The organism is Bradyrhizobium sp. 2S1 (assembly GCF_011516625.5).
GTDB lineage: Bacteria > Pseudomonadota > Alphaproteobacteria > Rhizobiales > Xanthobacteraceae > Bradyrhizobium > Bradyrhizobium septentrionale.
In genome coordinates this window covers 3,115,837-3,128,166 of the sequence record NZ_CP147717.1, presented here as the reverse complement: position 1 = coordinate 3,128,166, position 12,330 = coordinate 3,115,837, and the positions used below count along the sequence as shown (strand labels likewise).

The 12,330-nt window shown below is 62.4% G+C and carries 9 protein-coding genes; 1 reads left to right on the top strand and 8 read right to left on the bottom strand.

The features are described from left to right. Positions 1-69 precede the first annotated feature (69 nt). Together HAP54_RS52485 and HAP54_RS14735 are read right to left on the bottom strand one after the other, a co-directional pair. A complete protein-coding gene (locus HAP54_RS52485) occupies positions 70-453 on the bottom strand; it encodes a helix-turn-helix domain-containing protein (RefSeq protein WP_224742073.1) in 384 nt (127 codons plus the stop codon). A 1,224-nt stretch (positions 454-1,677) separates the two neighbouring features. After that, positions 1,678-2,130 carry a hypothetical protein gene (locus HAP54_RS14735; RefSeq protein ID WP_224741928.1) on the bottom strand — a complete coding sequence of 151 codons (453 nt, stop codon included), beginning with the start codon at positions 2,128-2,130 and terminating at the stop codon, positions 1,678-1,680. A 120-nt stretch (positions 2,131-2,250) separates the two neighbouring features. On the opposite strand from HAP54_RS14735, the gene HAP54_RS14730 reads away from it, so the two are divergent. After that, positions 2,251-3,197, top strand: a protein-coding gene (locus tag HAP54_RS14730) for an IS630 family transposase (protein WP_166293531.1) whose coding sequence is annotated in 2 segments (ribosomal slippage) — positions 2,251-2,590 and positions 2,590-3,197 — 948 coding nt in all. Because the reading frame shifts where the segments join, the coding sequence is not laid out codon by codon here. A gap of 393 nt (positions 3,198-3,590) precedes the next feature. Here HAP54_RS14730 and HAP54_RS14725 read toward each other — a convergent pair. From HAP54_RS14725 to HAP54_RS14700, 6 genes are all read right to left on the bottom strand, one after another. Further along, positions 3,591-4,043, bottom strand: coding sequence for a tyrosine-type recombinase/integrase (locus tag HAP54_RS14725; protein WP_339156879.1), 453 nt, complete (start codon positions 4,041-4,043; stop codon positions 3,591-3,593). Between the two features lie 7 nt (positions 4,044-4,050). Then, positions 4,051-4,863, bottom strand: a complete 813-nt coding sequence (locus HAP54_RS14720; protein WP_224741929.1) for an Arm DNA-binding domain-containing protein — start codon at positions 4,861-4,863, stop codon at positions 4,051-4,053. Positions 4,864-5,145: 282 nt separating this feature from the next. Further along, positions 5,146-5,823: a response regulator transcription factor gene (locus HAP54_RS14715; protein WP_166301064.1), complete on the bottom strand. Its 678-nt coding sequence runs from the start codon at positions 5,821-5,823 to the stop codon at positions 5,146-5,148. Continuing rightward, positions 5,820-9,437: a NahK/ErcS family hybrid sensor histidine kinase/response regulator gene (locus HAP54_RS14710; RefSeq protein ID WP_414646195.1), complete on the bottom strand. Its 3,618-nt coding sequence runs from the start codon at positions 9,435-9,437 to the stop codon at positions 5,820-5,822. Before HAP54_RS14710 ends, HAP54_RS14715 begins: the two co-directional genes overlap by 4 nt. A gap of 87 nt (positions 9,438-9,524) precedes the next feature. After that, the gene (gene mctP, locus HAP54_RS14705; RefSeq protein WP_166301061.1) at positions 9,525-11,015 is read right to left on the bottom strand and encodes a monocarboxylate uptake permease MctP; all 1,491 of its coding nucleotides are present in this window, start codon (positions 11,013-11,015) and stop codon (positions 9,525-9,527) included. Beyond that, complete coding sequence (locus tag HAP54_RS14700; protein ID WP_166301058.1) at positions 11,005-11,181, bottom strand: DUF3311 domain-containing protein; 177 nt, start codon at positions 11,179-11,181, stop codon at positions 11,005-11,007. The genes mctP and HAP54_RS14700 overlap by 11 nt, the downstream gene beginning before the upstream one ends. Positions 11,182-12,330 lie beyond the last annotated feature (1,149 nt).

Genomic DNA, 12,330 nt, shown 5'->3' with positions numbered 1-12,330 from the left:
GCGAACGTTGGAGCATGGTCCACCTTCCGCAGCGAAACCGCAGTGCGACCCGCGGACTGAAATCGCGCCTCATGGCCCTGACATGGGACTGTTAGTGTCTGACATGGGACTGTGAAATGAATTATTGGGTGTCCATCTCATGAAATCCTTGCTCGCTGTCATAAGCGTGGCTTGAGTGTCGTCCGGAAACTCTGTCAGTAGCCATTCAGTTGAAACGCGGCCCTTCATGCTGAAACCGCTTCTCTTGCTTACCCTAATAAAGCCATGGGCAACCAGGCCCTGAAGGCAGCGCTGGGCCGTACTACGTCCGACGTTAAGCGCCTTGGCGGCTTCTCTAACGCTGTAGGGGATCTTACCATTGTTAGAGTTCGGGCCCCTGTAACGCCTCGCCAGCTCAACGTAGAGCGCTCTGCAATTGCCGTCGAGCGCCTGCCACGCTGCCGAACCGAGCATATGTTCCGTAAGACTGACAAAGCGCCCGCGTGCTCGCCCGTCTTTTCGGGTGCGCTGATGGTAACCACGCCGGTTTGTCATTCTGCCACCTCGGTACCCGAATCGATCGCGTCATCGCGCCTCGCCGAGTCCGTTTATGGCGGCATATAAATTCGCGAGGTTTGCTGGCAGGTTGTAGCGGCGCTGAACATATCGCCCGCCCGGGGTTAGGACGACGGCGTCACGATTGGCTGCATATTGGCCGAGAGGAGTCAGATCGAAAGAGGACTGACTTTGTACCCGATTGCGCGATATCCGATTGCGCAGTATCTTCTGCATTGTTGCATCTCTGCTTTGCGGTTGAGGGGCGACATTTCGCCGGCGTGAGCTTCCTCTCACGTCGGCATTTTCATTTTGGCCCTCTGACGGTGACGGAAACCGGCAGCGCTGTCGGTGGCGAGGTGATCGGCGATGAGGCTGTAAATCGAACCGAATCGTCATGCCGAGCCTGTGCAGCCGCCATTTTACCGAAGGGCTCTCCTGGCCCAGCCGATACATCGATTTTGATGGGCGCGCTCGGCATAGGCCCTGCAGTGGCCTTTCGCCGGACAAACTTCTCGCCCATCACATCGAACTGAGCAGCTTTTCCTATGAGGGCACTCATCGCGACGGCTTGCGGCTTGTGAGACCAAACCATGCAGATGTGATCGTCGGGGTTGTTGCCCCGGCTCAAAAGCACTCTGCTGGCATCAAGCAGCGGCTGTCGCGTAGCGCGGCAGATCAACTCGTCGGTGTCCCGTAGATGAGCATCGAACCGATCGTGCCGGCGTCGACCACGACCATCGCACGCTGGCTTCACAATGATTGTGTGGAGCATAGCGAATCAGGCTGAGTTAGCGCGACGTACTTCGGACGTGGATCTGACCAGTGGCCCAATCTTCCTCTGGGCCCAGGCGTCGAGTCCCGATGTTGGATAGAGCGGGAAACGGCCGGCCAGGCGGAAGGGCGGCCCGTCCGAGGACGTGCAGGCAATCTTGGCCAACGTTTTAGGCTGCACGGAATGCTATAGGTCTCCGTGACGTATCGCGCAGCCTCGGTCCGTCGCAAATGCCGGTCTAGCTTAGCTACTTCATCTTTGAGGGTATCCATCGGGGCCTCGCTGTAGCGCTGAGAACGTCCCAGCAACTGCAGGAGTATGCAGCCGCGCCGACCGAGCTGATTTCTTAACTAGGTCTTTTTTTGCACCTAGTTGCGGATTCGATCCTTATAGGCGATGAAGGCCTTGCGGCAGGCTGCTTTCAAACCCCGATCAGGCCAGCCAATTCCTTCGAAGATAGCCGCGCAAAAATCGACAAGTTCTTGGCTCATTTCTAGCGGCTTACCGCCAATCCGCCACGCTTCGCAAAGGTTCACGATGAAGAACTCTCGAAGGGTGGTAGGCCGCCTCCCACCAGCCTCTTTTGTGACTGCAAGCGATTGAGAGAGGGCGACCTCGATTTCCTGTAGGATAGCGGCTAGCGTACGTGAGGGACTGTGCTTGACCGCGTGGTAGCGCCCCTTCTCGGTGTCTTCTTCGATGTAGACTTGACGGCTCCTTAATCCAGAACGCATTTCAGCGCGACCGGTCGATGGCGGCGGCAAGGCCTCCTCTTCAGGAAATTTCTCTCGTAACCATCTCGTGTTGAGCATCCGACTCACCGGTAGAGGCATCGCTGACCGCAGGCTAGAGCATTTTCCGACCGGAATGAATCGGGTGGGGATTCCCAAAACGGCGCGAGTCAGATTCAAGCTGCATGCTGGCGAGGGAGGCCAGCATGTATGGCCAGGGCGCTTTCGGTTGATCTTCGTCAAAGGGTGATAGCCGCGATTGACGGTGGCATGTCCTGTCGACAGGCTGCTGAGCGCTTTGGTGTCAGCGCGGCCAGTGCGATCCGCTGGCGCGGTCGCCTCAAGGAAGTTGGCGACATCGTTCCTAAACGCCAGGGCGGTGACCGCAAATCGCAGCGCATCGAAGCGCATTCGCAATTGATTCTGGAGGCAGTGACAGCGAAGCCGGATATCACGCTCGCCGAGTTGCGAGAACTGTTGAAACGTCGTGGAATATCGACTGGCATCGCGTCGCTCTGGCGTTTTTTCCAGCGCAGAAAGATCACACTTAAAAAAAGACAGCGCACGCCGCCGAGCAACGGCGCGGCGATATAAATGCCGCGCGTGAGGAGTGGTTCGAAGGGCAAATCGATCTTGACCCTGAGCGTCTCGTCTTCATCGACGAAACCAGCGCCAACACCAAAATGGCGCGGCTTTACGGCCGCTCGCCACGCGGCGAGCGATGTCGTGCAGCTATCCCACACGGACATTGGAAGACGACGACATTCACCGCTGGATTGCGCTCCGACGGTCTGATCGCGCCGCTTGTTCTGGACGGTCCAATGGATGGCGACGCTTTCCTGGCCTACGTCGAGCAATTGCTCGCCCCATCGCTGCGGCCGGGCGATACCGTTATCATGGACAACTTGCCCGCTCACAAGGTCCATGGCGTTCGAGAGGCCATCCGGGCGGTCGGAGCAAGCCTGCTCTATCTTCCGCCCTACAGTCCAGACTTCAACCCGATCGAAATGGCCTTCTCTAAACTGAAAGCCCTGTTGCGGGCCGCCGCAGCGCGCACCATGCCCGATCTCTGGCAAGCAATCGCCAACGCTCTCAAGCGCTTCTCACCCGAGGAATGCCAAAATTATCTCGTCGCGGCTGGTTACGACGCAACGTGATCGGAAAATGCTCTAGCCCGACCCACTGGACCAATACCGCTTAGAAGCTCGGATGCCTGTCGAATCCTTCCCACCGCATCCTCGATTTTTTGTCGATCCGCATCTCGGCTTGGCCGTAGCCGCACTTCTCGCATCAAGAGGTGCCATTCCCTTATGAGATTCAATATCCACTTCTTCGCTGCGTCGCGGCGCTCGAACTCGAATGCGAAGGCGTCGAAGATGGCCCTTAGGCAATCGTCGTCGATGGTTTTCGGTTCTGGAAGATTGGCGTCAGTGATCACAAACCCTTTGAGGGGCATCTTTGCTCCTCCGCTGGAGCAATCCGCATTGTGGTCGACGGCGGGCCGGTGCGGTACCAGCTTTTCGGGCCGTCGCCCTAGCCGCGTCGATTAGTCAAGCTCTTCTCAGATGGGTCACTTTGCCTGGCTTGCGCCCTGTCATGGCCTCGTCGATGTGACGTGCAATTTTGTCGGCCGCCGCCAGCAACGCCGAGTCGATCTTGTGGATGTAGCCTTCGGTAACCGATGCCTTCGAATGACCTATTAGTCCCTTGATCGTCGGAATCGAGTAACCAAGGTCCTCGGCCGTCGAGCTAAACGAGTGACGCAAGCCATGACTGGTAATGCCAGGCACGTCTTGTGACGATACGCCTTGTAGCCATCGCGTTAGCCCTGTGTGGTGCTTCTTGGGGTTTGTGATCGAGGGGAAGACGTATTTCGAATTGGACTTGCTCGAGGCCGTTTTCAGAACAGCAAGGGCTGCCGACCCAATCGGGCGTATACTCTTGCCGGTTTTGGTGTCGCCAAGCCTGAGCGCCATGCCTACGCCATCGACTTCCGTCTTCAGCAGCCCCTCAATCTCGTCGAGCCGACAGCCCGTCAGGGCAGGCAGCGAGCTTGCTGGCCATAACGCGCTGCCAGTGATGCCCGTTAGCTTCCGCGACAGCCAGGCATTTGCCGAGACTCCGGTACCCAGGGTCATCCAGGCGCCATTCCCGATTGCCATCCTTGGGCCGAACGATCCCGTTGATGGGATTGTCCGGCCTGTACCCCTCCGCGACTGCGTAGCTGAAGACACCGCCCAGTAAGCCCATCGTACGGGCTGCCGTGCCTTTCCCGCCCCTCACGATAGCCCGGCCTCTCGCCTTGGTCTTCACATCGGCGGCCGACTTTCCGCTGATGACGTCGCGCTGGAAACGACCGGCATCGGTGGACGTAAAGCCCTTGACGGTCTTCTTGCCAATCAACGGGATGATGTGCCGGTGGACTCTTCCCTTGTCGACGTAGAGGGTGGAGTCGCTCTTGGCCTCACCGCGGCGCGTGAGAATGAGACCCCTTTCGGCCTTATCCAAGTACTCAAGGGCCAGTTCTTCGACGGTTAAGGCGCCGCGGGCCTGCTTCTTCACCTCGGCCGGATCGCTTCCCCTCACGACGTCGCTCAGCGCGAGCTTGGCCTCTTTCCGGGCCTCCTCCGCGGTCAAGACCCCGTACCGACCGATGGTGAGGCGCCGGCTGCGGCCATTAGCGTTTCGGTACTGCACCAGGAAGGACTTCGCGCCGCTTTTCTTGACCCGCAGGCCAAATCCCGGGAGTTCGTCGTCCCAGATGAACAGGTCGGCGCCGAACGTTTCGGCAGCATCGACAGTCCTTTTGGTGAGCTTGGCCATTTTCCCTGAGGTAAGCGCTGGGTAAGCAGGCGCCGGAAAACGAGGGAAATTCAGAGCAACGACCGTAACCCTCAAATCTGGCGGCTTTCAGCCTATATCTGAGCGCCGGCAATTCCAAGGGATTTCAGGTAAGCAAGCGTAAGCTATCCACCCTTGCCCTCCGAAGGCAACGGTCACACGTTCGAATCGTGTCGGGTGCGCCACTTGCGTACAAAACCACGAACATTTCCGTTCTCAGTCTGTTTGCCGGCGACAGCAGCCAGGAGGATATCCTCGGCGCCTTCACCCTTCTCGCTCTGCAGGTGATGAAACGCCTCGCGCGCTGCCGAACGCCAGCCGCTCCGCCAGCACGGCGGCCTGGGTGCGCGATCCCACCCCGAGCTTGCGCAGGATGGTCGAGACATGGCCCTTGACGGTTTGTTCGGCGATGCCGATTTCGGCCGCGATCTGCTTGTTGAGCCTGCCTTCGACGATCATCGCCAGGATGCGCAATTGCTGCGGCGACAGCGAGGCCGCGCGCGCCGCCAGCTCCACGTCCTCGCTCTGGATCGAGCCCCGGCCGCCGATGTTCGGCGGCATCCATATTTCGCCACCGAGGATGCGCGTGATGGCGTCCGCCATCGCCGGCAGGCCGAGCGATTTCGGGATATAGCCGGAGGCGCCATAGGCGATGGCGCGGCGGATCGTGGCCGCATCCTGCCGCGCCGAGATGATCGCAACCGGCACCGTCGGAAACTGTGCGAGCAGGACGAAGAGCGCCGCAAACCCCTGGATGCCCGGCATCGTCAGGTCGAGCAGGATCAGGTCGATCTCCTCGATGCGGCCGGGCACCGCCGCCAATACCTCGTCGAGCGACTGGCAGGGAATGATCTCGAGATCGGGAAGCACGGCCGACAGTGCGCTCTGCAGCGCGGCCTGCACCAGCGGATGGTCGTCGCCAATGACGATGCGTGTGGTCATGCCGGGTGACGGTCCTCATGGGTGGCGAGCCGACGGGTCAAGGCCTCGCCGCTCAGGAAACGTCGCAGCGCAGCCGGCTTGACCGGCTTGAGCAGGATCTCGCAGCCGCGCGCCTTCGCCGCGCTGCGAACCTCCTCGCTGCGATCGCCGGTGATCAGCAGCGCGCGCACCTTGTACGCCGATGCGCGCCTGAGATCGTCGAGAAAATCAAGACCGCTGCGGCCGCCGTCAAGGTGGTGGTCGAGCAGCACGACATCCGGCGGCCCGGCGGTTGCTGCCGCCATCGCCGCGGCCGGGTCTGTCGCAGTCACGACATGATGGCCCCAGCCCCCGAGCAGCGCCGTGAGCCCCCGCAGGATCGTCGCATCGTTGTCGAGGCACAGGATCGTCAGCGGTTGCTCGGCCGTCAGCGGCGCAGCTGCAGCGCGCGCGCGGCGCAGCGTCGCACCGGGACCGGACGCCAGGGGTAAGGTGACCGCAAAACAGGAACCGTGGCCGGGACGCGAGCGCACGTTAACCGTGTGTCCGAGCAGGCGCGAGATGCGGTCGACGATTGCAAGCCCGAGGCCGAGCCCCTTGTCGGCCGCGGGCACGAGCCGCTGGAACTCCTCGAATATCCGGTCGCGGTCAGCCTCGGCGATGCCGATACCGGTGTCCCAGACCTCGATCCGGAGCGCGCCGGCCTTGCGCCGGCATCCCAGCAGGATACGGCCTTTCGGCGTGTAGCGCACCGCGTTCGACAACAAGTTCTGCAGGATTCTGCGCAGCAGATGCGGATCGCTCCGCACCACACAGGCGCAATCAACGACGTGCAAGGACAGGCCGCGCTCACGCGCCATGGCGTCGAACTCGACGCTGAGCTGCGCCAGGAGATCGGCGATCGGTAAATCGACCGGCTCGGCGCGCACCGCACCGGAATCATAGGAGGAGATGTCGAGCAGCGTGTCGAGCATATGCTCGGTCGAGCGCAGCGCCGTGATCGCGCTACCGGCCAGCCTCCGGTCCTTGTCACCGGCGCTCGGCTGTACGCGCAAGCTTTCGTCAAGCGCCGACAGGAATAACCGCGCCGCGTTCAGCGGCTGCAGCAGGTCATGGCTGGCGGCTGCGAGGAAGCGCGTCTTGCCGAGATTCGCGTGCTCGGCGTCCGCCTTGGCGCGCTCCAGCGCTTCGGTCCGCTCACGCACGCGCAGCTCCAGATCCTCATTGGCCCGGCGCAGCGCCTCGGCGGCGCGATGCCGTTCGGTGACGTCGGTGTAGGTCGAGACGTAGCCGCCGCCGGCGATGCGGTCATAGACGATTTCGAGCACGGTGCCGTCCGGGCGTTTGCGCTCGTAGACATAGGGCCACACTTGCGTCGCGACGTCGCGATTGACCAACAGCGCGGAGAACTCGGCCGCCGCGTATTCGCCGCGGTCGACGTTGAAGGCAATCAGATTGGCGAGCGGCAGGCCGACGCGCACGAGATCGCGCGGCAGATCGAGCAACTCGATGAAGCGGCCGTTCCATGCCGAGATGTTGAAGTCGGCGTCGAAGGCGCAGATGCCCTGCGGCACGCTCTCCAGCGTGCTCTGCAAGAGATGGCGGTTGAAGCGCAGCGCTTCGGAGGCCTCGTCCAGCATCGCCATCGCCGCGCGCCGCGACAGCGAATGGCCCTCGAGCGAGGCCGCGATCACCACGCGCGCCGACGCCGCGCCGATGGCGCCGGCGAGCAGGTTTTCCGTGAAGCGGATCGAATCGAGATCGACAAGGCCCGACGGGTCGAGCGCCGGCGCGTGACCGGCGCGGCGCGCGGCGAGATAGGCGTCGAAGGCGGCCACGCCGCGTTCGCTGCCGACAAAGCGGATCGCGAGCGCGCGCAGATCATCGAGCCGGACCAGGACGCGCGACGACAATGGCGAGGCGGTCCCACGCGCTGCGCCTTGCGTGAAAGCCGCGGCCTGATTGCGCTCGATGGTCGATTGCCGTCCGAGCAGCGAGAACAGCACGAAGCAGGCGATATTGACGCCGAGGCTCCACAGCGTGGCATGCGAGATCGGATCGAGCCCCTCGAGACCGAACAGCGCGCCCGGCTTGAGCCATGGCAACAATCCATCGCGCGCGATCGGCGCGAGCGCCGGCCATAACAGCCCGGTGGACGGCAGCAGCAGCGTATAGGCCCAGATCACGAAGCCGACCGCGATCCCGAACGAGGCGCCGGCCTTGTTGGCGCGCGGCCAGAACAGGCCGCCGATGAAGGCCGGCCCGAACTGCGCCACCGCCACGAACGACAACAGGCCGATCACCGTCAACGGATAGCCGTGATTGACCAGACGGTGCATCAGATAGGCCAGCAGGAGGATGCCGACGATCGAGAACCGGCGCACCGCCATCAGCGTGCGCGATACCGACCAGTTCGCCGCGCGCCGGCCGAGGAAGCGCCAGCGCAACAGCAGCGGCATGATGACGTCGTTGCAGAGCATCGTACTCAGCGCCACCGCGGTCATGATCACCATGCCGGTCGCGGCCGACAGCCCGCCCAGGAACGCGATCAGGCTGACGGTCCTGGCATCGGAGGCGATCGGCAGCGAGATCACGTATGTGTCGGGATCCATCATGCCGCCGAACCGCGCCAGGCCCGTGGCGGCAATCGGCAGGATCAGCAGGCTGAACGCCGCAAGATAGAGCGGATAGAGCCACGCAGCGGTGCGGGTATGCGCGGGCTGTTCGTTCTCGACGATCGCGACATGGAACGCCTGCGGCAGGCACAGGAAGGCGATCGCCGAGATAATGATGGTCGCCGGCCAGACCGGCTGGCCGATATCGAGCGACAGGACCTGCGCGAGCTCTGGATCGAGACGAACCTGCGACAGCAGCTCGCCCGGTCCGCCGGCGATGCCGAACAGCACGAACAGCGCCACGATCAGGAACGCGACCAGCTTGACCACGCTCTCGAACGCGATCGCCAACATCAATCCGCGATGATGCTCGCTGGCATGAACATGGCGGACGCCGAAGATGATCGCGAACAGCGCCATCGATGCGGCGACGCCAAAGGCGGAGTCCTGCCAGAACTGCAACGCCGCGCCGCCGGCCCGTTCCGGCTGCAGGATGAGATAGTCAAAACTCTTGCCGACCGCCTTCAGCTGGAGCGCGATATAGGGCAGCACGCCGAGCAGCGAGGCCAGGGTCACCAGCGCGGCCAGCGACTGGCTCTTGCCGTAGCGCGCGGCGATGAAATCGGCGATCGAGGTCACGTTCTGCGCCTTGGCGATCGCGATCACCTTGACGAGCAGCGGCTGGGCGAACAGCAGCACCAGCGTCGGGCCGAGATAGATGGTGACGAAGTCGAGCCCGCTGGTCGCGGCCCGGCCGACCGACCCGTAGAAGCTCCAGGAGGTGTTGTAGACCGCGAGCGTCAGGCAATAGCTGACCGCGGCCGTCCACGATGTCGGCGACACCAGCGGACCGTCGACGCTGCGCCGGTCGCCCCACCAGGCGATCAGGAACAGCGCGGTCACATAGGCCGCCGAGATTGCGAGAACGAACCAGCCCTGCAAGGACACCTCACGCACGAGATCGGCCCGCGACAGGTCGCGGGCCGCCGATACTAGAGCGTTTTCCAGCGAAGTGGACACCGGTTGGCGTGAACAAGGCGCGTCAAGACAAGCACCGAGGGCATCGACGGCTGGATTCGAGACCCGGCCGTCGATCGAGCCGTTGGCTTAGGCCGCTTCGCTGGCCGGGCGCGGCTGCGACAGCCCCTTGAGCGCCAGGTTGACCACGACCGCCACCACCACATTGGCCGCGAGGGCGATGAGGCCGGTGTAGATGGCAACCTTTCCCGCGCCGAAGTCGATGCTGTGCAGCGGCTTCAGACCGTCCGACCAGGCGAGCAGCGAACCGCCGACCAGACCGACCGCCCAGCCGACCAGCAGCGACGTGCTCGAGAACCAGTTCAGGTAGAGCCCGAACACCAGCGCCGGCAGGGTCTGCAGGATCCAGAGGCCGCCGAGCAGCTGCAGGTCGAGCGCGAACTGCGTCGGCATCAACAGGATCGCGAGCAGCGCGCCGACCTTCACCAGCATCGAGGTGATCTTGGCGACCTTGGCCTCGCCCGCCGGCGTGACGGCCGGGTTGACCCAGACCTTCCAGAAATTGCGCGTGAACAAATTGGCGGCGCCGATGCTCATCACCGCCGCCGGCACCAGCGCGCCGATCGCGATCGCGGAGAAGGCAAAGCCCGCGAACCAGCCCGGGAACAGGATCTTGAACAACGCCGGCACGACGTCATTGTTGCTCGCGAGCTTCAGTCCGGCCGCGTGGCCCATATAGCCGAGCAGCGCCAGCAGGCCGAGCAGCAGCGTGTAGGCCGGCAGCAGCACCGCGTTCTTGCGGATGGTGTTGCCTCCCGATGACGCGAAAATGCCGGTCAGCGTGTGCGGATACATGAAGGCCGCGAGCGCCGAACCCAGCGCCAACGAAGCATAGGGCAACACTTGCGCCGGTGCCAGCAGGATGCCGCCGGAGCCTTTGGCCTTGAAGGCAGCATCCGCCGCAGTGAAGATCTCGCCATAGCCGCCGAGCTTCGACGGCACGATCGCGATTGCGGCGATCACTACGATATAGATCATGATGTCCTTGACGAAGGCGATCAGCGCCGGTGCGCGCAGGCCCGACGAGTAGGTGTAGAGCGCGAGCACCAGGAAGGCGAGCACGAGCGGAATCTCGCCGTGCAGGCCGAGCGCCTTGATCGCGACCTCCATGCCGATCAGTTGCAGCGCGATGTAGGGCATCGTTGCCAGCACGCCGGTGGCGGCCACGGCAAGCTCGAGGCTGCGCGAATTGTAGCGGCCACGCACCACGTCGCCGGCGGTAACGTAACCCTTGTCTTTCGCGACCTTCCACAACACTGGCATCACCGCGAACACGAAGGGATAGACGATGATGGTGTAGGGCAAGGCAAAGAAGCCATAGGCGCCGACCGCATAGACCAGCGCCGGAACAGCGATCACGGTATAGGCGGTGTAGAAATCGCCACCGACCAGGAACCAGGTGATCCAAGTCCCGAACTTGCGGCCACCGAGGCCCCATTCGTCGAGATGGGCGAGCGTCTCCGGCTTGCGCCAGCGCGAGGCGACGAAGCCCATGCCGGTGACGAGCACAAACAAAGCGATGAAAACGGCGAGCGCCGCGCTGTCGACATCATTCAACATTGCGCACGCTCCTGTAGACGATCCAGGTGAGGAGCGAGGTCAGCGGCACCCAGGCAAGCTGATACCAATAGAAGAACGGGAAACCGAACAGCATCGGCTCCCTGATGTTGTAGAAGGGCACGATCATCAACCCGATGAACGGCAGCAGCAATAGCAGGCGTATCAAGCTCTCCTCCCCTGTCGTGAGAATGATGCGCGCTTCGCTGCGCGCGACTTGCGGACGCTATAGCGCCGATCGTGCTTTTTTCTGCCCCCTACATTCGCTCCGCGGCGCCCCCATACTTTCGTATCGTCGGGCAGAAGTCCGCCGCGCCCACGCGCGACGACGAGCGGGGGCTGTGCCGGCTGTTACGACAATGATGATCGGCTCAACCCGCACCCGGGTGAGCCGAGGGTGCTCGCCACCCGGGCGACTCCTGTCCTACCTCTGTTGTGGCATCCGTATTGGTGCGCCGGGGGCCAGATCAAACGGCGGATGTGGCCGAGCCAACCCGGTCGTACCCGGTGGCGCCTCATTGCTGGCCACGCGCGTATTGACGTTCTCGAACGTCGTAAAAGTCGCTGCGATAAGCGCAATCGCGAACGCGAACGCAAATATGACCAGAGCAGTTCGGTGATTGGTCATCGCAATGTACTCCAACACCACCTGACTCAACGTCATCGGCTGCAGTCGAGTTCCAATCGGTCTTCTCTGGCGTAGCCTATTTGAGCCATGCCATTTGCGTGGAAGTGTGTAGCCTCGAAGCCATCTGCTTTTCTTAACCGCCGCGTGGGGGATTTCGGTGAAAGGATTGTAGTTGGCGATAGCCGTTCTTGTGGTTCTTTACATAGCGGATCAGCAGTTCGCCCAAGGCAAATACACCTACGCCGTCCAGCGCATGGCGGCTCAGATGAGGCACTCGTTCGGAATTTGATGCCGCTGGGCCCGCGCAGGCGTGGGAGCGAGCCGGGAACGACCTGTTCGCGTGAAAAAACACCAGCGCCGAAAGCGCTGGTGCTGAAGTTCTGGGGACGTGTAGCGTTCGTCCCGTGCGGATTTTCTCGCAAAATTTGCCTTCGTAAGGCAACCCGCAATTCGTCTGATCGCAATTAGCATTAACGACGCTGAATATCGATCGTTCGGGGACCCGCCGTCGGCATGTCGGCTTGGAGAGCGATAAGCCACGGATGTGGACCGGCGACCCATAAAAGGTTCGCTGAGCACTTCATCCAAACAGAAGAGCGCCCACGCCGGTGATGAAGGATAGCAGCGCTAAACCTATGAGGCTGTACTCGACGCTATCCATCTTGATCAACTCAGAATGGGGTCCTCGGC